Source organism: Rhizobium sp. 01T417 (genome assembly GCF_056398905.1).
The window spans coordinates 99,960-123,367 of the sequence record NZ_JBFTQH010000004.1; the positions used below are offsets into that span (position 1 = coordinate 99,960).

Annotated in this window: 22 protein-coding genes; 20 read left to right on the forward strand and 2 right to left on the reverse strand. The window is 60.2% G+C overall.

Annotated elements, in window-relative coordinates:
• Positions 1-10 precede the first annotated feature (10 nt).
• The 5 genes from AC1DPR_RS06015 (at position 11) to AC1DPR_RS06035 (ending at position 5,360) form a co-directional block, all read left to right on the forward strand.
• Positions 11-871 carry a carbohydrate ABC transporter permease gene (locus AC1DPR_RS06015; RefSeq protein WP_477815884.1) on the forward strand — a complete coding sequence of 287 codons (861 nt, stop codon included), beginning with the start codon at positions 11-13 and terminating at the stop codon, positions 869-871.
• Complete coding sequence (locus AC1DPR_RS06020; RefSeq protein WP_018855538.1) at positions 868-1,704, forward strand: carbohydrate ABC transporter permease; 837 nt, start codon at positions 868-870, stop codon at positions 1,702-1,704. Before AC1DPR_RS06015 ends, AC1DPR_RS06020 begins: the two co-directional genes overlap by 4 nt.
• Before the next feature lie 14 nt (positions 1,705-1,718).
• Positions 1,719-2,804, forward strand: a complete 1,086-nt coding sequence (locus tag AC1DPR_RS06025) for an ABC transporter ATP-binding protein (RefSeq protein ID WP_477815885.1) — start codon at positions 1,719-1,721, stop codon at positions 2,802-2,804.
• 44 nt (positions 2,805-2,848) lie between these two features.
• Positions 2,849-4,852: an aldo/keto reductase gene (locus AC1DPR_RS06030; RefSeq protein WP_477815886.1), complete on the forward strand. Its 2,004-nt coding sequence runs from the start codon at positions 2,849-2,851 to the stop codon at positions 4,850-4,852.
• A 169-nt stretch (positions 4,853-5,021) separates the two neighbouring features.
• Positions 5,022-5,360, forward strand: coding sequence for a DUF2147 domain-containing protein (locus AC1DPR_RS06035; RefSeq protein ID WP_018855541.1), 339 nt, complete (start codon positions 5,022-5,024; stop codon positions 5,358-5,360).
• 36 nt (positions 5,361-5,396) lie between these two features.
• Here the strand turns inward: AC1DPR_RS06035 and AC1DPR_RS06040 are convergent, their stop codons facing one another.
• Positions 5,397-5,708, reverse strand: a complete 312-nt coding sequence (locus AC1DPR_RS06040) for a hypothetical protein (protein WP_018855542.1) — start codon at positions 5,706-5,708, stop codon at positions 5,397-5,399.
• Between the two features lie 442 nt (positions 5,709-6,150).
• Complete coding sequence (locus tag AC1DPR_RS06045; protein WP_477815887.1) at positions 6,151-7,302, reverse strand: alpha/beta hydrolase; 1,152 nt, start codon at positions 7,300-7,302, stop codon at positions 6,151-6,153.
• A gap of 229 nt (positions 7,303-7,531) precedes the next feature.
• Here AC1DPR_RS06045 and AC1DPR_RS06050 point away from each other — a divergent pair, with 229 nt between their 5' ends.
• The 15 genes from AC1DPR_RS06050 to nuoG all read left to right on the forward strand — a co-directional run bounded on the left by AC1DPR_RS06050 (position 7,532) and on the right by nuoG (position 23,393).
• Positions 7,532-8,590 (forward strand): AI-2E family transporter, encoded by a 1,059-nt coding sequence (locus tag AC1DPR_RS06050; protein ID WP_477815888.1) that lies wholly within the window; start codon positions 7,532-7,534, stop codon positions 8,588-8,590.
• A 385-nt stretch (positions 8,591-8,975) separates the two neighbouring features.
• Positions 8,976-9,476 (forward strand): NADH-quinone oxidoreductase subunit J, encoded by a 501-nt coding sequence (locus AC1DPR_RS06055; protein ID WP_477815889.1) that lies wholly within the window; start codon positions 8,976-8,978, stop codon positions 9,474-9,476.
• A complete protein-coding gene (nuoK, locus tag AC1DPR_RS06060; RefSeq protein WP_018855546.1) occupies positions 9,476-9,778 on the forward strand; it encodes an NADH-quinone oxidoreductase subunit NuoK in 303 nt (100 codons plus the stop codon). Before AC1DPR_RS06055 ends, nuoK begins: the two co-directional genes overlap by 1 nt.
• Before the next feature lie 4 nt (positions 9,779-9,782).
• Positions 9,783-11,246 (forward strand): monovalent cation/H+ antiporter subunit D family protein, encoded by a 1,464-nt coding sequence (locus AC1DPR_RS06065; RefSeq protein ID WP_477815890.1) that lies wholly within the window; start codon positions 9,783-9,785, stop codon positions 11,244-11,246.
• Positions 11,243-11,497 (forward strand): hypothetical protein, encoded by a 255-nt coding sequence (locus AC1DPR_RS06070; protein ID WP_025658423.1) that lies wholly within the window; start codon positions 11,243-11,245, stop codon positions 11,495-11,497. The genes AC1DPR_RS06065 and AC1DPR_RS06070 overlap by 4 nt, the downstream gene beginning before the upstream one ends.
• The gene (locus AC1DPR_RS06075) at positions 11,490-13,247 is read left to right on the forward strand and encodes a Na(+)/H(+) antiporter subunit D (RefSeq protein WP_477815891.1); all 1,758 of its coding nucleotides are present in this window, start codon (positions 11,490-11,492) and stop codon (positions 13,245-13,247) included. The genes AC1DPR_RS06070 and AC1DPR_RS06075 overlap by 8 nt, the downstream gene beginning before the upstream one ends.
• A gap of 9 nt (positions 13,248-13,256) precedes the next feature.
• Positions 13,257-14,732 carry an NADH-quinone oxidoreductase subunit M gene (locus tag AC1DPR_RS06080; RefSeq protein WP_477815892.1) on the forward strand — a complete coding sequence of 492 codons (1,476 nt, stop codon included), beginning with the start codon at positions 13,257-13,259 and terminating at the stop codon, positions 14,730-14,732.
• Positions 14,729-16,168: an NADH-quinone oxidoreductase subunit N gene (locus tag AC1DPR_RS06085; RefSeq protein WP_477815893.1), complete on the forward strand. Its 1,440-nt coding sequence runs from the start codon at positions 14,729-14,731 to the stop codon at positions 16,166-16,168. The genes AC1DPR_RS06080 and AC1DPR_RS06085 overlap by 4 nt, the downstream gene beginning before the upstream one ends.
• Positions 16,169-16,329: 161 nt before the next feature.
• Positions 16,330-16,695 carry an NADH-quinone oxidoreductase subunit A gene (locus tag AC1DPR_RS06090; protein WP_018855552.1) on the forward strand — a complete coding sequence of 122 codons (366 nt, stop codon included), beginning with the start codon at positions 16,330-16,332 and terminating at the stop codon, positions 16,693-16,695.
• Positions 16,683-17,186, forward strand: coding sequence for a NuoB/complex I 20 kDa subunit family protein (locus AC1DPR_RS06095; protein WP_025658428.1), 504 nt, complete (start codon positions 16,683-16,685; stop codon positions 17,184-17,186). The genes AC1DPR_RS06090 and AC1DPR_RS06095 overlap by 13 nt, the downstream gene beginning before the upstream one ends.
• On the forward strand, positions 17,183-17,719 hold the full coding sequence (locus tag AC1DPR_RS06100; protein WP_477815894.1) for an NADH-quinone oxidoreductase subunit C: 537 nt from the start codon (positions 17,183-17,185) through the stop codon (positions 17,717-17,719). The genes AC1DPR_RS06095 and AC1DPR_RS06100 overlap by 4 nt, the downstream gene beginning before the upstream one ends.
• Positions 17,720-17,747: 28 nt before the next feature.
• Positions 17,748-18,962, forward strand: a complete 1,215-nt coding sequence (gene nuoD, locus AC1DPR_RS06105) for an NADH dehydrogenase (quinone) subunit D (RefSeq protein WP_477815895.1) — start codon at positions 17,748-17,750, stop codon at positions 18,960-18,962.
• 17 nt (positions 18,963-18,979) lie between these two features.
• Positions 18,980-19,492 (forward strand): NADH-quinone oxidoreductase subunit NuoE, encoded by a 513-nt coding sequence (gene nuoE, locus AC1DPR_RS06110; protein ID WP_018855556.1) that lies wholly within the window; start codon positions 18,980-18,982, stop codon positions 19,490-19,492.
• A gap of 4 nt (positions 19,493-19,496) precedes the next feature.
• Positions 19,497-20,762 (forward strand): NADH-quinone oxidoreductase subunit NuoF, encoded by a 1,266-nt coding sequence (nuoF, locus tag AC1DPR_RS06115; RefSeq protein ID WP_477815896.1) that lies wholly within the window; start codon positions 19,497-19,499, stop codon positions 20,760-20,762.
• 30 nt (positions 20,763-20,792) lie between these two features.
• Positions 20,793-23,393 (forward strand): NADH-quinone oxidoreductase subunit NuoG, encoded by a 2,601-nt coding sequence (gene nuoG, locus AC1DPR_RS06120; protein ID WP_477815897.1) that lies wholly within the window; start codon positions 20,793-20,795, stop codon positions 23,391-23,393.
• Positions 23,394-23,408: the final 15 nt, after the last annotated feature.

Here is a 23,408-nt window from a genome sequence, read left to right on the forward strand (position 1 = left end):
GGAGAATAGAATGCCGATCCGGAACCGGAACGCCTACGCTTTTCTTGCGCCCTATCTATTGGTATTTGCCACCTTCTGGATATGGCCGATCATCAGTTCGTTTCTGACCTCGTTTCAGAATACCCGTGTCAACCMCTGGAAATTCAGTCCCGGCGTTAACTGGGGTCGTCTCATTGGTGACCCTGCCTTTTACAACGCGCTCTACAACACGCTGATCATCCTGGTCATCCAGGTACCGGTCATGATCGCGATTGCGACCGTCATGGCGGTCCTGCTGAACTCCCCGCTTCTAAAGGCGCGGCCCCTGTTTCGCTTTGCGTTTTTCGCACCCGTCGTCGTCGGCGAAGTGGCCTATTCCGCAGTCTTCCGCCTGATGTTCAGCTTCGATTTCGGGATCATCAACAAGATCATCACCTTGGTTGGCCTCCCGGCGGTCTCCTGGTTCGACAATGCCAACGCCGCCATGGCCTTGATCATCATCGCAGTGACCTGGCGCTGGGCTGGCTACAACGCGATCATCATACTTGCCGGCCTGCAATCCATTCCAGACGACGTCTACGAGGCAGCAACGCTCGATCGCGTCAGCAAGACGCAGCAGTTCTTCCACATCACCCTGCCGCTGCTGAAACCGATCATCCTGTTTTGCGTCATCCTGTCGGTCATCGGCACGATGCAGCTCTTTACCGAGCCATTCTTGATCACCAATCGCGGCGGCCCGGGCGGTGGAACCGAAACGCTTGGCCTTCTGCTTTATCGCGAAGGTTTCCGCTCTCTCAATTTCGGATACGCCTCCGCTGTCGCCTACACGATGGCAGCTCTGGCGGTGGCGATTTCGCTGCTCAACCTCTGGATCGGAAGGGAACCCAAATGAGATCGAAGTCTCAATCCCTGCTGCTGCGACAGATCGCTCTTCATGCCGCCCTGACGCCGCTCGCCATCATCTGGCTGTTTCCGCTATGGATGATGTTCGTCTTCTCCACGATGTCGGATTTCGGCATCTTCAGCCCCGAGATTGTTCTCTGGCCGTCGACCAACTTCGTCGAGAACTTTAAAAACCTGCAGGCGGACACCGACTTCCTCCGCGCGATGTTCATCTCCATCGGCGTCGCGGCGATCTATACGTTCCTGTCGGTGCTTCTCACTTCGATGGCCGGCTGGGCGCTGGCGCGCTACCGCTTCGTCGGGCGGTCAATCGTGATTGGCATCATTCTTGGGACCATCACACTGCCCTTTGCCGTCGTCGTCATTCCGCAGTTCATCATGGTGGCCCGCGAATTCAGGCTGGCCAACACGTGGATTGCACTGATCGTCCCGCCGCTCTTCAATTCCCTCGGCGTTCTTTTCATGCGTCAGGCCTTTTCGATGATGCCCGGCGAGCTCTTCGATGCCGCACGTGTCGAGGGCGTCAAGGAGTGGCAAATCTTCCTCCGCATCGCCCTGCCACTTGCAAGGCCGACGATGGCAGCGCTCGCCATCATCCTCTTCCTGCACTCCTGGAACAACTACCTCTGGCCGCTCCTCATCAACTCCAAGCCCGGAATGATGACGGCGCCTGTGGCCCTTGGAACGCTGATCGGCCTGACCAAGGTGTCCTGGGGAGGCATCATGGCGGGTGCGATCATGCTGACAGCCCCGATCCTGGTCGTCTTTGTGTTCCTGCAACGCCACTTCATCGCCGGCATCGCGGCCGGCGCAGTCAAATAATCGGGGAACGGCTGATGTCGGAACTTTCGTTGAAAAATGTCGTCAAGCGCTTCGGCGCGCTGGAAATCATCCATGGCGCCAATCTTGAAGTGAAGGACGGCGAATTTGTCGTCTTCGTTGGCCCTTCCGGCTGCGGCAAGTCGACATTGCTTCGCATGATCGCGGGCCTTGAGGATATCACGGGCGGCGAGATCAATATCGGCGGCAAGGTCGTCAATGACGTCGAACCTGCCGAGCGCGGCATCGCCATGGTCTTCCAATCCTACGCGCTCTACCCGCACATGACTGTCGAGGAAAATCTGAGCTTCGGCCTGCGCATGAACGGCAACCCGAAGCAGGATACGGAAAAGCGCGTCAAGCACGCGGCCAACATCCTGCAGATCAACGAGTTGATGCAGCGACGGCCGAAGCAACTGTCCGGCGGCCAGCGCCAGCGCGTCGCCATCGGCCGTGCCATCGTGCGCGAACCGCAGGTCTTCCTGTTCGATGAACCGCTGTCGAACCTGGATGCCGAACTGCGGGTGCAGATGCGTGTCGAGATATCACGACTGCACAAGCAGCTCGGTACGACGATGATCTATGTTACCCACGACCAGACCGAAGCGATGACGCTCGCCGACAAGATCGTCGTCCTGCGGGCCGGCAACATCGAGCAGGTGGGCGCGCCGCTGGACCTTTATGATGATCCCGCCAACCAGTTCGTTGCCGGCTTCGTCGGTTCGCCGAAAATGAACTTCCTCAAGGCCGAAATCCTGGAACGGAATGCCGCGGGCGTCACCGTTGCGGTCGCCGGTGACAAGAATGTTCGTCTGACCATGCCGGTGACAGGCCTGCTCGAGGCTGGTCAGTCGGTAACGCTTGGGTTGCGCCCGGAGCACTTCGTCGACGCGGGGCAGGGCGATGCGGATCTTACCGTTACGATCGATGTCGCTGAACACCTCGGCAATACCAGCTACATCTATGCGACCACGGCGGCAGGCGAACAGCTGATCATCGAGCGTCCCGAATCGCGGGCGGCCGGCAATCGCAACACGCTGACTGTCGGTCTGAGCGCCAACCGCAGCTTCCTGTTCGACAGCGCCGGCAACCGCCTCCGGTGACTGCCACCTCATCCCAAGACCTATTCAATGAAAGAGGAATTCCCATGAGTACAGACCAATCGATCCGTTGGGGCATCATCGGCCCGGGTACGATCGCCCGCACCTTCGCGGACGGTATCGCGCATTCGCGCACCGGAAAGCTCGTTGCCATCGCCACCCGCAATCCTGAAAGGCCGGGGCTTGTCGAAAACTTCCCAGGCGCCCGGATTGTCAAAGGCTATGACGCGCTGCTGACGGATGCAGAGATCGACGCGATCTATATCGCGACCCCTCATACCGGCCATGCTGAATGGGCGATCAAGGCGATCCGGTCAGGCAAGCACGTTCTTGTCGAGAAGCCAATTGCGCTTTCCGCCTTCGATGCCGATGCGATCTATCATGAAGCCAAAAAGGCTGGCGTCTTCGCCGGGGAAGCCTTCATGTATCGGGTTCACCCGCAGACCGCCAAGATCGTCGAACTGGTCAAGAGCGGCGTCATTGGCACTGTACGGATCATCCGTTCGAGCTTTGGTTTCAACATGGGCTCGTTCAAACCCGAACATCGTCTGTTTTCCAATGATACCGCCGGTGGTGGCATCCTCGACGTCGGCGGCTATCCGGTCTCCATGGCGCGGTTGATTGCGGGTGCGGCCGAGGGCAAACCGTTCCTCGAACCGGACAAGGTCTCCGGTGTCGGTCATCTCGGTCAGTCGGGTGTCGATGAATGGGCCTCCGCGGTCCTGAAATTTCCGAACGGCGTTATCGCCGAAGTGTCCTGCTCCATCATGGCGCAACAGGACAACACGCTGCGCATCATCGGTTCGGAGGGTCGCATCGAGGTCAAGGACTTCTGGTTTGCCTCCGGTCACAAGGGCGGCGTCGGTCGCATCGAGATCTTCAAGGGCAGCGAGCAGCAGACCGTCGAGGTCAAGGAAGACCGCTGGCTCTATTCATTTGAAGTAGACGCAGCTGGCGATGCAATCCGCGCCGGCGAAAAGGAATTCCGAGCACCCGGCATGGGCTGGAGCGATTCCATCGGAAACCTGCGCGTACTCGATCAATGGCGCGCCTCGATCGGCCTGGAATATGGGGTCGAGAAGTCAGACAGGCGGACCACGAACCTTGCAGGCGGTATCGTTCGCAGTGGCAGCAGTATTCCACAGCGGCAGATCCCCGGCATTTCCAAGCCTGCTTCGGTTGTCACTCTCGGCTTCGAGTTCTTCCCGAATTTCGCTGCCGCGTCGCTGACCCTCGACGCCTTCTACGAGGCAGGCGGCAATGTCTTCGACACGGCCTTCGTCTATGGCGGCGGCAAGACGGAGGCCATCTTTGGTGATTGGCATACCAGCCGGAAAGTTCCGCGCGACGAGATCGTGCTGATCGGGAAGGGCGTTCACTCCCCACTTTGCTATCCCGATGTGATCGGCAAGCAGCTCGATCAGTCGTTGAACCGACTGAAGACCGATTATGTCGACATCTACTTCATGCATCGCGACAACACCGATATTCCGGTCGGCGAGTTTGTCGACGCCATGGACGCGGAAGTAAGGCGCGGCCGAATCCGTGGCATCTTCGGCGGGTCGAACTGGACCCGCGAACGCATGGACGAAGCCGCAGCCTATGCGGCCAAGAACGGCAAGACGGCGCCGGCTGCCCTATCCAACAACTTCTCGCTTGCCGAAATGCTTGATCCGATCTGGGCTGGATGCGTGGCGGCCTCCGACGACGACTGGAAGAAATGGCTGAACGCAAAGCAGATCCCGAACTTCGCCTGGTCGAGCCAGGGCCGAGGCTTCTTTACCGACCGTGCGGACCGCGGCAAGCACGACGATGAAGAAATCGTCCGTTGCTGGTATTCGGATCGCAACTTCGACCGCCGGGACAAGGCCATCGAGCTGGCAACCAAGCTCGGCCGCAGCCCGATCCATATCGCGCTCGCCTATGTGATCGCCCAGCCATTCCCGGTCATTCCCCTGATCGGGCCGCGCACGATCGCCGAACTGGAAGACAGCGTCTCGGCGCTCGACATCAAGCTCACACCAGAACAGGTGAGGTGGCTGGAAGGCTGAGCCGACAGCACAATCGCCCGGGTCTGCCTAACACCAGTCCCGGGCGCATGACCTGCCGAGACAGCATGGGGAGCACGCAGCGCTGGAGCGGGGCGCCATCGGGGCGTATAGTGGAACGCTTTAGGCCTCCCACGGCCTCACCCTGATTGCCAAAGAAGGGGAGCAAACCATGCTAAGGCTGGCACTGATCACCGCGCCAATGGCGCTCGTGACCTTCACCGCTCTGGCTCAAGAGCCTGTTGTGGGTAACTGGAAGACACAAGTCGGCACCACCGCGACCATCGACGAATGCGCCCAAGGCTACTGCATTACCATGAAAACCGGCAATAATGCGGGAAGGCGCATAGGATCATTCAAAGGCAGCAACGGCAATTTCACCGGCAGCATCATCGAGCCCGAGAGCAAGAAGACATTCACTGGCGTACTGACCCTGAGCGGCGACACCGTGCGTATGCGCGGCTGCACGATGAAGGTGATCTGCGTCTCGCTTGTCTGGACGCGATTGTGATGGGCAATCCGAACTGGTGCCGGCTCTCGTGAGCCGTCAGTTGTTTCGCCTCACCTCATCGATAACCTGCCGGTATTCCTCCGCGATCGAGATTGCCGCTTTTGCGACCAACGGATTGACTGATTTGCGATCAATAGCATCAGAGCAGGCTTCGAATACGCCGCGCAGCTCGCTCTCGATCCAGAAGAGTTCCGGGTAGTGCTCCACCAGAACCTGCGGGAGAAATTTTGCCTTCTCTCTCATGGACTTGGAGCAGACCAGAATATCCGGATCTGCAGTGGTCGCATCGAGAATCGCTGCTTCAAGCTGACCAGTGGCGCTGACGATATCGGTAACCAAAGCCGTCATTTTTCCCTCCTGACAAAGGAACCCCGGCAAAGGTCATGCATACGCCGTGCCAAACTGGTGACGGGCGGCCTTACGGCTGCAGAAAGACGCCCTTGGCAGCGTTCGATGCCGAAGTGTTGATCTGACGTGCCGTTTCCCCGATCCCGCCGCGAACTAGTTTCTGTCACAACTGGTGGCAGGCTACGCAGGGGTGGATGCAATGAAAACGCTTCGAAAAATGATGTGCCTGGGAATAGTGCTTGCCGTCGCGGGTGTCGCAACGGCGTGCTCGACGAGCTCGGAGGCTCCCAGAACGACGGGGTCAGTCGGCTATGGCGCTCACAATGCCGACTTTGCACTGCGGCCAGCGTGCAGCGGCGGATTTGGCAACGATCGGCCCTGCAGTTACTGAAGCAGGCGAACCGTTTGCCAAGCGTATCCCGCCGGCTATCGGGCACGATCGCTATTGGCTGGCGGCTGCCTGTGTGATCCCGCCCAGAATGCGGCTTGGCAGAAAAATGATCAGCGATGCAGCGCCTTCGATCACCGATGCGCCGTCGGCAAGCATTGTCTGGCCGGCGGGGGGCTCGTCATCTCTGATAAGACCACGCATCAAAGTATCATTGTTGACCATGTCCATCAGCGTCGGTGAACTCGCAAAGACGCTGTGTGTGCCGCCATCAACAGCAGAGGCATCGATGACCGCGATCTCTCTCGCCTGAAGGACGGCGAGCTCGGAGCCACTGCCGACGCGCGGACGGCCGCCTGCCAATCGCCGGGAAAACCCGAGCGCGCGATCACGGCGCGAGACGATGATTGTAAACGGTTTCGGTATGTCACCAATGTCGTCAAGCTGGCTGAGGAACACGTCGACATCGATATCGGGCGCAGCAAGAACCACGCCCCCCAGCCGCTTCAATGCACCGGTGCGCCCCCTGAGGGCGAGATCGCGCAGTGCCTCGGTGACGACATAGGCGCCCATGGAATGACCAACCAGGATTATTCGCTTCGCATTGGTTTCGGCTGCGATCTCGATTGTTTCGGCAAGGCCCCGCCGGCCAACAAGGGCGCTGTCACGATCAAAGACGTAGAGCGGAACCGACGCGCCTGACGGCCAGGCGTAATGCAACGAGACCGACTTGACATCGAAGTCGTAGCTGATCTGGGCGTTTCGAAAGACGCTGTCGGCGAAGTTGTTGTTGTAACCGTGGACGAAGATGAAGATCTCACGGTTTTCGGGCGCCTTCTGCGCCAGCGCCGCATTCAGCCGTCGGATGAAGTCCTCTCGCCCGGCAATTGGCTGATAGGTCCTTGCCGAAAAGTGTCTTCTCGGATCGGGGGTCCTGCCACTTTTCTCGACGCGGCCGGCAACATGGTTTTGCGGGATCCCAACGTCGATTTCTGCAAAATTCAACGTTTTCGACCGCTCAGCCGAGTATGGCAGGGAGAGATTATTGGATCGGGCGCGGTTGGTCGCGACATAGATCGGAACGATGGCTCGCGGTTTTGCGCCTGATGATGATGCGACCGGGAGGCCAAGGACCGCACGCGGTCCGCCACAACCGACGAGAGCCAACAGGATGACAACAATGACCGACAAACGGATTGAGGACACGGGCTCGACCTAATCTTCTGCCAAGCTAATCAAAAGGGTCAACAACAAAGACAAGCGGTCCGGTCGCTCCTGTGGCAACATGCATGAGCCGAAGCACGTTATTGTTCTAAGCTATCCGCAGCAGTTGCGGTAGATAAATTCCAGTCCTGCGCGAAGTATTCAATTTGCCGTCGAGCTCCGCTATCATCGGGCGGCATCCGGAAACTCTATCACTATTCAAGGGGCGAGCATGCAGGAAGCGGGCGGTGGTCGCATGATCGGTTCGATAGCAACCGGTATCTTGGTGCTTGCTTTGCTTTATGTCGCCCAATCGATCTTTGCGCCCCTGATCTTTTCGCTCTTTGTCATAGCCCTGGTCTGGCCATGCCAGGCCGCCCTGCAGCGCTGGCTTCCCAAGCTCGTCGCCCTCCTGATAACGCTGATCGTCACAATGACCGTTATCATCGCGATCGGGTCTGCGGTAGCGTGGGGGTTTGGCAATCTCGCGCAATGGCTGTTCGTCAATGCTGACCGTTTCCAGGCGGTCTATGTCGACTGGACAAATTGGCTGGAAGAGCGGGGCCTTGCGGTCGCTGGTCCATTGGCCGACCGTTTCGACGTTGCCTGGCTGGTCGGTTTCGTGCAGGGGATGGCCGGCCGCTTGAACAGCTTCGCCGGCTTCGCGCTGCTGGTCTTCATCTTCGTCATGCTCGGCCTCCTCGAGGTCGAAGACTTTAAAAAACGCCTTGTCTCTCCCGAAGCGCAACCTCACGGAATGCGTATCCTGACTGCCAATCGCGAGATTGGTGCCAAGCTGCGTCGCTTCATGACCGTGCGGACGTTTGCCAGTATCCTGACCGGACTGGTGGTCTGGCTGTTTGCGCTGGGTGCGGGGCTTGAACTTGCGACCGCTTGGGGCGCGATCGCATTCGCGCTCAACTACATCCCCTTCCTCGGACCGTTTGTCGCAACCGCGCTCCCAACGCTGTTTGCCATTGCCCAATTCGAGAAATGGCAATCCGTGGTCTTGATCTTCGCAAGTCTGAACGTGATCCAGTTCATCATCGGGAGCTACCTGGAGCCGCGCCTTACCGGCGCGTCGCTGGCAATATCCCCCTTCGCCGTCATTTTCGCAGTCTTCTTCTGGAGCTTCATGTGGGGCATCTCCGGTGCCTTCATCGGCGTGCCTATTCTGATCTCCTTCATCGTCTATTGCGCAGGCACGCCATCTGGAAAGTGGATCGCGACGCTGCTGTCGGGCGGTGCAAACGCACACCCAGATCACGGCGTAATGAAGCAGGATCTGTAGCACATCGAGTGCCTTCCAGAGGCTCGCTGAAGTGCAACCAATATCGCGCTCGTCAGCCTCAGATATGGGTTGCGTGAACCTCACCCCGCGCTTGACCAGTTGCGATGATCTGCTTTCGGTTTTGAGCCAGCGGCAAGACGGAGTTTTCTGGCGAGTCGCAGCGACGCAGAGCGCGCCGGTGACGGAACCGGTGGCTCCCCGGCCAGTGGTTCCCTTGAGCATTGTTCGCGCTGCGCGGGTTGGCCCGCCTTTTCTGCCACCATGACAATAATCTTGTGAAAGATCCGAGACTAGGGCACAATTTATAAATGCACCTGAGGTGCGCAACTATCTCAAATCCGGCCATCTCGCGCTGGGTGACAGTTTGCGTGGGAGGGTCGCGTCGATGGGTCAGGGGTTTTTTCTTCTGTTCGCGACGGTGTGCGTGATTGCGGCCCTCATTGTGGTCGTGGCACGCAATCCCGTTCATAGCGCATTGGCGTTGATGGCCTGCTTCCTGCAGATCTCGGCAATCTTTATCCTGCTTGACGCACCGTTGCCCGCCGTCATCCAGATATTCGTCTATGTCGGCGCGATCATGGTCCTCTTCCTGTTCGTGATCATGATGATCGATGTACGCGAAGCCGTGTTGCAGCGGTTCTTGCCGGGCCCCAACCTGCCCGCTCTTGTGCTGCTGGCCCTGCTTGGGATCGAGATGCTTGCGTTGGTGCTATGGAGCAGCCGCTTTTCGGTTGCGTTGCCCCCCGCAATATCAAGCGACGACTCGGTCAGGCAACTTAGCACGGCACTTTTCGCCGACTATCTCCTGCCGTTTGAAACAGCCTCCGTCATCCTGCTGGCCGCCCTGGTCGGCGCCATCGTGCTGGCGAGAAAGGACGAGCGATAATGGTTCCGCTCTCCTGGTTCATCCTGCTCGGAGTGGTCGTCTTCGTGATTGGGGCGGCCGGCGTCTTGCTGAGACGCAATATCCTGGTCGTGCTGATGTCGCTGGAGCTGCTGCTCAACTCGGTCAACATCAACTTCATCGCATTTGGGCGCCAGCATGGTGATTTCCGCGGCCAGGTTTTCGCGATCTTCGTAATCGCGATCACCGCGGCGGAAGTTGCAGTCGCCCTTGGCATCCTGGTCGCCTTTGTGAGGAACAAATCCACTCTCAAGGTCGACGATGTGACGATGATGAAAGGATAGCGGTTTGGACCCGGTGACATCGATCCGGCCGCTGCTTGCCATCGCCATACCAGGTCTGGCGGCCCTTGCGATTCTCCTTTTGAACAACCGCGAGAAACTCCGCGACGTCGTCTCGCCGATCGCCGCGGTCGCCATGTTTGCGATTGTCGCCTCGATGGCGCCAACAGTGCTTTCCGGCGGGACAATCGACTTGCGCCTGTTCGAGGTCCTTCCGGGGATTGACTTTGCCTTCCGGGTCGACGCGCTCGGCATGGTGTTTGCCACCGTCTCATCGTTGCTATGGATCGCGGCGGCGGTCTATTCCATCGGCTATATGCGACATTTGAAGGAGCACGCGCAGACCCGGTTCTTCGCCTGCTTCGCCAGCAGCCTTGCGGCCGCCGCCGGCGGCGCCTTCGCGGCCAATCTGTTCACACTGGTGATCTTTTATGAGGTGCTCAGCCTCGTTACCTACCCGCTCGTCTATCACCACGAGGACGAAGCGGCATGGACTGGCAGCCGCAAATACCTCGTCTATCTGATGGGCGCCTCGAAGAGCGCACTTCTGGCCGCTCTGGCGCTGACCTACTCGATTGCGGGATCGCTCGACTTTGTGGCGGGTGGTCTGCTGGCTGGGGTTAATGCCACTGCAGCGCTGCTGACGGTGGTCTATTTCTGCTATCTCTTCGGCTTCGCCAAGGCTGCGGTGATGCCGATGCACGCCTGGCTGCCAGCCGCGATGGTGGCGCCGACACCTGTCAGCGCGCTCCTGCATGCCGTGGCCGTCGTCAAGATGGGCGTCTTTTGCGTATTGCGGGTGGTTTTTCATGTCTTCGGCACCGGGCTGATGGGCAGTCTGCATCTCGGCATCGCCACGGCGTATCTGGTCTCGTTCACGATCCTGATGGCGTCTGTCTACGCGCTTACGCGGGACGACCTGAAGGCGAGGCTCGCCTATTCGACGGTCAGCCAACTCTCCTATATCGTGCTCGGTGCGGTTCTGCTGTCGCCGGTCGCCATGGTCGGCGGCATCATCCACATTGCGGCGCACGCCTTCTCCAAGATCACCCTGTTTTTCTGCGCCGGGTCGATCTATTGCGCGTCGGGGAAGCGCAACATCAGCGACATGGCCGGGATCGGCCGCCGGCTGCCCTGGACGATGGGGGCGTTCTTCGTCGGGTCGCTGAGCATGATCGGGGTGCCCCCGACCGCGGGCTTCGTCAGCAAATGGTATCTGACGCTGGGCTCTATGGAGGCGGGGGATGTTGCCTTCCTGATCGTGCTTTTGGTGAGTTCGGTTCTGAACGCCGCCTATTTCCTGCCAGTGACCTATCTCGCCTTCTTCAGGACGGAGGCGGAGGGGAGCCCGGAAACAGTCCGGGAAATTCCGATGATGACGATCCCGTTGGTCGCAACCGCGATCCTGTCTGTCTCGATGGGTGTCTTTCCCAACTATTTCCTCGCTCTGGCGGAAGGAGTTGTCAGATGATCAAGCGCGTGGTCGATTTCTTTGGCGAGGAGAGATATGCCAGCCAGCGACGCCGGCTGTTCTACCTTGCGCTTGTTCTGATCGTCATCGCGGACTTTCTGGTCCCGCGCGAACACGCAGAATACCTCTGGGACCGCCTGCCGGGCTGGTCGGCCGTCTACGGATTCGTATCCTGTGTACTGCTGATCTTCGTTTCCAAGTTCCTCGGCCATCAGGGTGGGCTCATGCGGCGCGAGGACTATTATGATTGACTTCGCCCATCCCGCCCTGCTGTTCGTTCTTGGTGCGGTACCGATCCCGTTCCTTAAGGATCCGATCCGCAGGATCTATCTGGTGCTGGTCCCGCTGCTGGGCCTGCTTGCAGTGGTCACAATGCAGCCGGGCAGCTATGGGGCGACGCAGTTCCTGGGGCAGGACATCCTGATTGCCAGGGTCGACAAGCTCAGCATCGTCTTCGCCACGGTTTTTGCGATCATGGCTCTGATCGGAACGGTCTACGCCCTGCACCTGTCTCACCCCGGCCAGCACGTCGCGGCGTTCGTCTACGTCGGAAGCTCGCTTGGCGTGGTGTTCGCCGGCGACTACCTGACCCTCTACCTGTTCTGGGAAATCATGGCATTTGCTTCGGCCTATCTGGTCTTCGCACAGGGGGGGCAGCGAGCCATCGGTGCCGGTTTCCGGTACCTCATGGTCCATGTCACGGGGGGCGTCGTCCTGCTTGGCGGTATCATTCTCCATGGACATTCAACAGGGTCGCTCCTCTTCGGACCGATCGGGGAAATGGGCACCGGGACTTACCTGATCCTTGCAGGGTTCCTGCTCAACGCTGCCGTCCCACCGCTCAACGCCTGGCTGACAGACGCCTATCCCGAGGCGACCGTGACGGGAGCGGTGTTCATGAGCGCCTTCACCACGAAGACCGCGGTCTATGTGCTCGCCCGTGCCTTTCCAGGAACCGAGCTTCTTGTCTGGCTTGGCACCGCGATGGCGCTTTACGGCGTCGTCTATGCGGTCCTGGAAAACGACTGCCGGCGCCTCCTGGCCTATCACATCGTCAGTCAAGTGGGCTACATGGTGGCCGGCATCGGGATCGGAACCGAGATGGCGGTTAACGGGGCCACAAGTCATGCCTTCGCGCACATCCTCTACAAGTCCCTACTGTTCATGGGCGCCGGGGCGGTGATCTATGTTACGGGCAGGCGCAAGCTGACCGAACTCGGCGGGCTCTACAAGAGCATGCCGGTAACCGTTGCACTCTACATGATCGGTGCTTTCGCGATCTCGGCATTTCCATTCTTCTCGGGCTTCGTGACCAAGTCGATGGTGATTGCCGCTGCGGGCGAGGATCATCGGGCGCTCGTGGTGCTGGCCCTGACCATGGCGTCCTCCGGCACTTTCCTGCACACCGGGCTCAAGCTTCCCTATTACATGTTTTTCGGTACGGACCGAAAGCTTCAGGCGCGGGAGCCGCCAGCAAACATGCTGGTCGCAATGGCCATGGCGGCGTCGCTCTGCATCGCGATCGGGGTTTTTCCGCAGCCGCTCTACGCGCTCCTGCCATACCCGGTCGACTTTGAACCCTATACGGGCTCCCATGTCACCGAGAGCCTCGGCATACTGATGTTTACCGCCCTGGGTTTTATACTGTTCCTCAGGGCGCTCGACCCCGAGAATACGATCAGCCTCGACACCGACTGGTTCTATCGCAAGGGGGCGCGCGCATTCATGTGGTTCGCCGAAAAGCCGGTCGCGCGCTACGAGCAGGCGGTGAGCAACGCATCGGAGACAGCAGCGCTGCCCCTCCTAAACCGCGCGGCGCGGGCAGGACTGCGGATCGATGTCGTCGCCGTGGACGGCGCCGTGAACGGCGTCGCCCACTCGATCCTGCGCGGTGGGGGCGCGCTGCGGCGGCTCCAGACGGGCGTCGTGACCCATTACGCACTGGCGATGATTGTCGGTGTGATCGCAGCCACCGTCATTCTCGCCGTGGCGTGGCGGTAGGGGGCGTTCATGGGGTTGCCGCTGCTCAGCCTCATCGTATTCACGCCCGCCATCGGGGCAGGGGTGCTGATGCTCCTGCGCAGCGAAGATGCCATCAGATGGACAGCACTGGGCATCGCCATCCTCGATCTCGTCCTCTGCATCATCATGCTTGCGAGTTTTGACACCACGACGCACGCGATGCAGTTTACCGAAAGACACCTCTGGGTACCCGCGCTTGGGATCAGCTATGCGCTGGGCGTGGACGGGATCAGCGCGCTTTTCGTATTCCTGAGCGCGCTCCTTGGCGCGATCTGCGTGCTCGCCTCATGGGTCGCGATTGACCGGAGGGTGAAAGCGTTCATGGTCAGCCTGCTAGCCATGCAGGCGCTGATGCTCGGAGTGTTCTGCGCGCTCGACCTGTTCCTGTTCTATGTCTTTTGGGAAGCGATGCTGATCCCGATGTACCTCATCATCGGCGTCTGGGGTGGCGAGGGCCGGGTCTATGCGGCATTCAAGTTCTTCCTCTACACCTTGGCCGGCAGCGTCCTCTTCCTGATCGGCGTCATCGTGCTCTATTTCAATGGCGGCGAGACCTTCGACATCCTGGCGCTGACAGCGCAGGATTTGCCGTTCCGAATCCAGTCGTGGCTATTCTTCGCCTTCCTGGTCGCCTTTGCAGTCAAGGTCCCCATGGTTCCGCTCCACACCTGGCTGCCGGACGCCCATGTCCAGGCCCCGACGGCAGGCAGCATCATCCTTGCTGGCGTGCTCCTGAAGATGGGCGCCTACGGTTTCCTCAGGTTCTCTCTGCCGATGCTACCGGAAGCGTCGGCCCATTATTCCACGCTGATGCTGGCGCTTTCGGCCCTTGCGATCGTCTACGGCGGGCTGCTTGCGCTGGCGCAGGATGATCTCAAGAAACTGGTCGCCTACTCAAGCATCAGTCACATGGGCTTCGTGACACTGGGGATATTTACGCTGAACCTGCGCGGGCTAGAGGGCGCCATCCTCCAGATGTTCAATCACGGCGTAACGACTGGCGCGCTATTCCTGTTCGTCGGCCTGATCTACGAGCGGACACATACGCGCAGCATCGCGGATTATGGCGGGTTGATGAAGGCAGCGCCTGTCTATACCGCGTTTTTCCTGCTGTTCACGCTGTCGTCGATGGCGCTCCCGGGAACGAATTCCTTCGTGGGCGAACTGCTCGTGCTGTCAGGTGGCTTTGCGGCCAACCTTGTCGTCGGTGCGGCAGCCGTCTTTGGCGCCTTGCTGAGCGCCGCCTACCTGCTCGGCATGTACGGGAAAGTTGCGCTTGGTCCGGCAAACGTCAGTGCGAAGTTCAAGATACGCGATGTCAACGCCCGCGAGATGGCGGCGATCCTGCCGCTGGCGCTCTTCGTGCTCTGGGTCGGCTTTTATCCAAAGCCCTTTCTCGGCATCATCGACGCCTCGGTGAAGCAGCTCATGCTACACGTGCACGGTGAGGGGAGTGTCCAATGACTGCTGCCGCGCTCTTGCAGTCGATTGTAGCAAGCCTGCCCGAAATCGTGGTCGTCACGGGGGCCTGCATCCTCCTCATCCTCGGACAGCTTGTCCGGAAAGGGCAGGAGCAATTCCTTCTTTCGGCATCGGTCGCGGTGGTACTGACAGCCGCTGTCCTGACGATCATGCTCGCCGGTGAGGTGCGCCCCGCTTACACGGGCATGTTCATCGCCGACCGTTTTTCGGTCTTTTTCAAGATGGTCTTTTATCTGGCCACCGTTCTGACACTCCTCCTTTCCAGAAAATATGCGGAGATCGAAGGCATCGGGACCAGCGAATATCATGTCCTGTTGCTCCTTGCGCTTTCAGGAATGATGATCATGGCCTCGGCGATCGATCTCCTGTCGATCTATGTCGGGCTCGAACTGATGGCGCTTTGCACCTATGTTCTGACCGGCTTCCTGCGCAAAGAACGGCGGTCGAACGAAGCAGCGCTGAAATATGTGATCCTTGGCTCGGCCTCGACCGGGATTTTCCTTTATGGCGTCTCGCTGGTCTACGGGCTGACCGGCACGACACAACTGGATGGGGTCGCTGCGGCTGTGGCCGGTGCCCGGCCCGATCCCGGATTGTTGCTTGCTGTCGTCTTCATTGTCGCGGGGCTTGTCTTCAAGGTCGGCGCGGTTCCGTTCCACATGTGGTTGCCGGACGCCTATGAAGGGGCGCCGACAACCATCACCGCCTTCATGTCTGTCGGACCAAAAGCGGCGGGTTTTGCAGTGATCCTGCGTGTGTTTCTCAACCCGCTGGTCGCAGCCTCAAATGCCTGGATCATCGTCGCTGTCATCGCTGTCGCGACGATGGCGCTCGGCAGTTTCTCAGCGCTGGTGCAGGATAATTTCAAGCGCCTGCTCGCCTATTCCAGCATTGCCCATGCCGGCTTCGCCCTATTCGGCGTGGTTGCCGGCGGCACAGATGGGATCGCCAGCGTGATGCTCTACCTGCTGATCTACTCGTTCATGAATCTCGGCATTTTCGGCACCATCATCATGATGCGCAACGGCAATTTCTCGGGCGAGACTATCGATGACTATGCAGGTCTTTCCAAGTCGCATCCCGGGCTGGCACTTTTGATGCTACTCTACCTGTTTTCACTGGCGGGCATTCCACCGACGGCCGGGTTCTTCGCCAAGTTCTACGTGCTTGTCGCGCTGGTCGAGCAAGGGTTCGTCATACTGGCGGTGAGCGCAGTGCTGCTCAGTGTTGTGGCGGCCTATTTCTATATCCGCATCGCCATGCTGATCTACATGCGCGAACCCAAAAGGGTGTTTTCCCCCGCACTGTCTCCCTTGTTGCGCGCCACGCTTGCTTTTACCGCCGCCGGCACCATAGGAATTGGCCTGTTTCCGGCATGGTTTCTGAGGCTTGCCCAGCACTCGGTATTTGGCGGCTGATCTATTGAATTTGCAATGATCCACCCGACGGAATACACTGACAATTCTAGAAAGGATTGCCAAAGTCGCTCCCTTTGCGACCGCACCTCCGGTTCCGAACTGACGCCGGCGGCGGCCTGAAAAGAACCCTCGGTGGGCGACCGCAGCAATGCGATATGGCTATGACTGCAATGGAATTCCTGCCAGTCCTCGTCATGGTCGCCGGAGTTGCTCTGGTGACGGGAGCAACGCTTTTTGTCTCGTCACTGCTACGGCCATCCAATCCCTATCCTGCAAAGAACGTGGCCTATGAATGCGGCATGGACCCGGCCGGGGAGGCCGCCGGCGGCCGTTTCAGGGTGCAGTTCTTCATGCTGGCGATCCTGCTGGTGGTCTTCGACGTCGAGACGATGTTTCTCTTTCCCTGGGCCGTCGTCCTGAAGGACATCGGTCTGGTCGCCTATGTCGAGATGTTCGTGTTCATGTTGCTGCTGATCGTGGGTTTCGCCTACGCCTGGCTGAAGGGAGCGCTGGAATGGGAGGCGTAGGCGATGCGATCCGCGACAGCGTGCTGTTCACGACTGCCGACAGCATCATCGGCTGGAGCCGACGCTCGGCGCTGTGGCCAGAAACCTTCGGCATTGCCTGCTGCGCCATCGAGATGATCTCGGCAGGATGCGCGCGTTACGACCTCGACCGGTTCGGTGTGGTGTTCCGGCCTTCGCCGCGCCAATCCGACGTGATGATCATCGCCGGGACCGTGACCCGGAAATTCGCTCCCGTCGTGCGCCGGCTTTATGACCAGATGCCTGAGCCGCGCTGGGTGATCGCGATGGGCACCTGCGCGATCTCGGGCGGGGTCTACAATACCTATGCGGTGGTGCAGGGATCGGAAACCTTCGTGCCGGTGGACGTGCACGTTCCCGGCTGCCCGCCTCGGCCCGAGGCGCTGATGCACGGTTTCCTGCTGCTTCAGGAGAAGATCAAGAAATCCCGCGCGCTGGCCGGGACGCCTCTCGATCGGATTGCAGCCTCATGAGCGTCAAGTCGTCTTTCAATCCCGCTCTGGTCATGGAACATTTCAACGCCGCAATCGAGGATCTCGGCGCCAGGCACGGCGTTCATGCCTTTGCCGTTCCACCGGAAATGATCGTCGAGTTCTGCCGATTTCTGAAACAGCACCCGCCGCTGCAGTTCAATTTCCTGTCCGATATCTGTGGCGTCGATCATTACCCCGAGCTGCCACGCTATGAGGCCGTGTACCACCTCTATTCGCTGGAGAACAAATGGCGCGTGCGCATCAAGTGCCGCCTTAGTGATCCGCCAAGCGTCCCGTCGGTGACGGGCGTCTGGCGGACGGCCAATTGGCATGAGCGCGAAGCCTGGGACATGTACGGCATCAAGTTCGAGGGCCATCCCGATCTGCGCCGGATCTACATGTGGGAAGGCTTCGAGGGCTTTCCCCAGCGCAAGGATTTCCCCTTGAGGGGCTACAAGGACAAACTGAATCCCTTCGGTGCCRAAGGTCCGCCGCCGACGCAGCCGGACATTGCCACCAGGGACATCCCATAAGGAGGCCGTTCTACGTCGGAGGGTTGAGATGACCGAAGTCACCGAGCTCAGCAGGCCGCAAGGCGAAGCGCTCCACACCAAGGAAGTGCTTCTCAATCTCGGCCCGCAGCACCCCAGCACTCACGGGGTGCTCCGGCTCGTTCTCGAACTGGACGGCGAGTATGTCGAGCGCGTGGACCCGCATATCGGCTACCTCCACCGCGGCACGGAAAAGCTCGCCGAGAGCTTCACCTACACCCAGATTTTCCCGCTGACGGACCGGCTCGACTATCTCTGTCCGCCGTCGAACAACCTGGCCTTCGCGCTGGCGGTGGAGAAGCTCCTCGGCATCGAAGCGCCGATCCGCGCTCAGTATATCCGCGTGATGATGGCCGAACTGGCAAGGATTTCCGGTCATCTCCTGATCACGGGTGCGCTGCCAATGGATCTCGGTGCAATGACTGCGCTGCTCTACGTCATGCGTGAGCGCGAAATGATCATGGACTTGCTGGAGATGATTACCGGCGCGCGCATGCACACGTCTTTTTGCAGGGTTGGCGGAGTGCGCGAGGATCTGCCCGACGGCTTCCTGCCCAAGATCAGGGAGTTCTGCGACATCTTCCCGAACCGGATCCGCGACTATGAGCGATTGCTCGAAGATAACAGGGTCTTCCTCAAGCGCACGAAGGGGATCGGCGTGATCTCCGGCGAAGATGCGGTCGATCTTGGTCTGAGTGGCCCGAACCTGCGGGCCTCAGGTGTCGACTGGGATATCCGCCGCGACGAGCCCTACGAGATCTATGAAAGGCTCGCCTTCAACGTCATCACCCGCAACGAGGGCGATTGCTATGCGCGCTGGCGGTGCCGCGTTGACGAGATGCGCGAAAGCATCGCGATCATCGAACAATGCCTCGAGCAGATGCCGGACGGGCCATTCCAGATCGACATGCCGACGATCGCGTTCCCGGTGGACAAGGAACGCGTGCATTGTTCGATGGAGGCCCTGATCCAGCATTTCGACCTGTCGGCCTACGGCTTTGACGTACCCAGGGGCGAGGTCTATTCGGCGATCGAGGCGCCAAAGGGTGAATTGGGCTTCTACATTATCAGCGATGGGTCGCCGAAACCGTTCCGCATGAAAGTGCGCGCCCCGTCCTTCGTCAATCTGCAGGGGCTCTTCGGGGTGACCAACGCACACTACCTGGCCGACATGATAGCCGTGCTGGGTAGCCTCGACCCGGTGATGGCGGAGGTGGACAAGTAACTGGAGATCTGGACGCAATGAGCATGCGCGAAAAAATAGAAGCGGCGGCAGCGCGGTATCCGAACCAGCGCTCGGCGATCATGCCCGCGCTTCTGATCGCGCAGAAAGAACATGGTTATCTGCCGGGCCCCGTGCTCGAGGAGGTCGCCGACATCCTTGGCGTCGAACGGATCTGGGTTTACGAGCTGGCGACCTTTTACACGCTCTTCCATACCGAACCGATTGGCCTGTTCCACCTGCAGCTCTGTGACAATGTTTCCTGCATGCTGTGCGGCTCGGAGAATCTGCTGAAACATCTCGAAACCGTGCTGCAGATCAAAAAGGGAGAAACGACCCCGGACGGGCTGTTCACGCTTTCGACCGTGGAATGCCTCGGGGCCTGCGAGATGGCTCCAGTGATGCAGGTTGGCGACGACTACCATGGCAAGCTGGATGACGCGCGGGTGAATCAACTGCTCGACAGTCTGCGGGCAGGAGTGTCGCGAGCGGCAGGCATTGAGCCCGCTTCGGCGCGGCCGCCGGGAGAGTAAAGCCATGTTCGAGCCGGTTCTCCTCAAGAACATCAACGCGCAGGATGGTCATTTGTTGTCGACCTATGAAGCCGGCGGCGGCTACCAGGCGCTGAAGAAGGCGCTGCGCGAGCACGCCCCCGACGAGGTCATCGACCTCGTCAAGGAGGCAAACCTGCGAGGTCGCGGCGGTGCCGGTTTCCCGACGGGGATGAAATGGAGCTTCGTCCCGAAGCAAACAGGCAAGCCGAAATATCTCTGCTGCAACGCCGACGAGGGCGAGCCCGGTACCTTCAAGGACCGCATCATCATGGAGCGCGACCCACACCAGCTCGTGGAGGGGTTGGCGGTGAGCGCATACGCAATTGGCGCCAAGACCGCTTATGTCTATGTTCGCGGAGAGTATGTGACAGCGATCCGTCGCCTGGAGCAGGCGATCGCCGAGGCCCACGATAAAGGCTACCTCGGGCGGAAAATCCTGGGCACCGATTTCGATTTCACCGTGCATATCCATTGCGGTGCTGGCGCCTATATTTGCGGCGAGGAGACCGCGATGCTCGACTCGCTCGAGGGTAAACGCGCCCAGCCCCGGCTGAAACCGCCGTTTCCGGCAGTCGAGGGGCTATATGCCAGCCCCACGGTGATCAACAATGTCGAGACGCTTGCCTGCGTGCCGCATATCGTGATGCGTGGCTCGAGGTGGTTTCGGGAGATCGGACCGGACAAGAGCCCCGGCCCGAAGCTCTATTGCGTCAGCGGACAGGTGTTGAAACCCGGTCTCTATGAGTTGCCGATGGGCATACCGCTGCGGGAACTCGTCGAGAGCCACGCCGGCGGCCCGTTGCCGGGACGCAGGATCAAGGCGGTGATCCCGGGCGGGGTCTCGGCGCCGGTCATACCGGAGAGCGGGCTTGATGTGGGGATGGATTTTGACTCGCTTGCTGCCGCCGGCTCGATGCTCGGCTCGGCCGGCGTGATCGTGATCGATGATGCGACCTGCATGGTCAAGGTCGCCACACGGATCGTCGAGTTCTTCCATCACGAATCCTGCGGCAAATGCACTCCATGCCGTGAAGGGCTGGACTGGGCGGTGAAAGTACTGCGCCGGGTCGAGGCGGGGCAGGGTGAGCCCGGTGATCTGGAGCAGCTGGACGCCCTGTGCAAAGGCATTTTCGGAAATACGTTCTGCGCGCTCGGTGACGGCGCGGCGATGGGACTGCGGGCTGCGCTCAAGCATTTCCGCAACGAGTTCGACGTCCATATCAAGGAGCACAGGTGCCCGTACCACTAGGGTGCATCGGGAGAAGACCGCGAGGAAGCCATGGTTCGCGTCACGATCAATGACCAGACACTGGACGTGGAGGCCGGGTCTACGGTGCTGCAGGCGGCTGAGCGTCTGGGCATCGACATCCCGACTTTCTGCTATATGAAGCGGCTGCCGCCGCTGGCCTCGTGCCGGATGTGCCTGATCGAAATCGAAGGACAGCGCAAGCTGCAGCCGTCCTGCGCCACCACGGTCACAGACGGCATGGTCGTGCGAACGAACACGCCGCTGATTGACGAAACACGTTCGTCCATGCTCGACATGCTGCTCGCCAATCACCCCCTCGACTGCCCCATCTGCGACAAGGGCGGCGAGTGTGAACTGCAGAACCAGGTGATGGCCTATGGGCCACGCGAAAGCCGTTTCCGCGATGCCAAACGCGTGTTCCATTCCGAAGATATCCGACTGAGCCCCGTCGTCATCATGAATGTCAATCGCTGTATCCAGTGCCAGCGGTGCGTGCGGATGTGCGAGGAAGTGGTCGGCGCGGTCGCCTTGGGCACGGTCGAGAAAGGCATGGATACTGCCGTAACCGGGTTTGAGGGCAGTCTCGCGAGCTGCGACCAATGCGGCAATTGCATCGAAGTCTGCCCGGTCGGTGCGCTGATGAGCTTCCCCTATCGTTACAAGGCGCGGCCCTGGGATCTGACTGAGACCGACACCATCTGCCCGCATTGCGGTACCGGCTGCCAGCTGACAGTTGGCACGCGCAAGGGCGAGTTCATGCGCGTTCGCTCAAAATGGGACCAGGGGGTCAACCGCGAAACGCTCTGCGTGCGCGGGCGCTTTGGCCTCGATTTTGTCACAAGCCCGGAGAGGATCAGGCGACCGATGGTCCGCCGTGATGGCGCCCTTGTCGCAGTTTCCTGGGAAGAGGCCGGGGACCACCTGAAACGGCGCCTTTCGGCGGTGGAAGGAAAGGCCGCAGGCGGGCTTGCCTCGCCACGCCTTCCAAACGAGACGCTTTATCAATTCCAGAAAATGATGCGCACGGTCTTCCGGACCAACAACATGGACTGTTCCTCGCGCTGGTCGACACCCTACGATCCGCTCGCTGCGTTGGTCACCGGCCACTACAGCCGCGCGCCGCTGGCGAACGTGATCGGCAACGATTGCGTGCTTGTCATCGGTGGTAACCCGACCGAGGAAAACCCGGTCACCGAATACCTCCTGCGGGACGCTGCGCGGCGGCGACAGACCGGATTATTCATGCTTTCGGCCCGGCCATCCCGTCTGGACGCCGATGCCAGGGCGGTCGTTCGTGTGTCACCGGGCGGTGAGGGGCCAGGTCTCGCTGGGGTGGTGGCTGGGCTCATGGCAGCGGCTGATCCGAACCTGCTGGGCGCCGTTCCCGCGAACCTCGGCGGATCGCCGGCGGCCATTGGCGATGAGGTATCTCGTCTGGTGCGGGCATTGCTCGACGCGCAGAGCGTCACACTGCTTGTCAGCGCCGAGCTCCTGAGGTCGTCGACAGCACGTGACACACTGCAGCAACTCTCAAACCTTATGCAGCTTGTCCGCCTGCTTGGCAAAAGACTGGCGATGCAGTTTCTCTTCGACCGCGCCAACCAGCTTGGAGCCTGGGATATGGGCGTGCTGCCGGCAACTCTGCCGGGGCTGCGCCCGGTCGCTGACGATCAGACACACACAACACTCGAACGGAGCTGGGGCACTGACATACCGTCCGAGCCCGGCGCGGATTTCAACGGGATGCTCGGCCTCTGCGACAAGGGGCAGATGGGCGCGCTCTATATTGCCGGAAGCGACCCGCTTGGGTCCTATCCCGACCGTGCGTACGTACAGCAGGCCCTTCGTGCCGCCGAGCTCCTGATCGTGCAGGATGCGTTTCTCACCGAGACTGTCGGCATGGCCGAGGTGGTGCTGCCGGCCGCGAGTTACGGCGAGGAGCCCGGGACCTTCACCAACAATGAGGGCCGGCTCCAGAAGGTCTGCAAGTTCCATGAACCCTTCGGCGAGGCACGCGGCAATCTGGCGATCTTCGACTTCGTCGCGGCACTTCGCGGCCACTCACTGCGACCATCGATCCAACGCGAGATTTTCGACGAGATTGCCAGGCTGGTTCCTGCTTACGAGGGCTTGAACTGGGACGGCCTTGGCGCAGACGGAGCGTTCACCAAAGGGGGACTTGCGCCGCCGGCTGGCGGGTTCTTCGCCCCGGCGCCTGCTTGCGCTCAATCCGACCGTCTCATGCTGGTTACCGGCAACTGCCTGTTCCACAATGGATATCTTTCCGAACGATCGGAAATCCTGAATACGGTCGCAGATGACCCCTATGTCGAGATGGGCGCACAGGATGCCGAGGAGTTGGACCTTTCCGATGGCGATCAGCTTGTCGTGCGCTCAGCCCAGGGCGAGCTGACTGCAAAGCTCAAGGTCAACAGGCGCTTCCCAAGGAACCTTGTGTTCGTTCCTGAAAACTACAGCGCGTTGCGCCTCAACAGCCTGATGCAGCGGGGCGAATACCCGTGTCCGGTGGAGGTTCGAAAGGCGCGGGTGGCCAATGGAACCGCAGCCGCGATCGTCCAAGCACCTGACCCCGAAGACAACGCCCAGGGCAGCACCGGTGGCCGCCTCTGACCCTGGCGTGCCTTG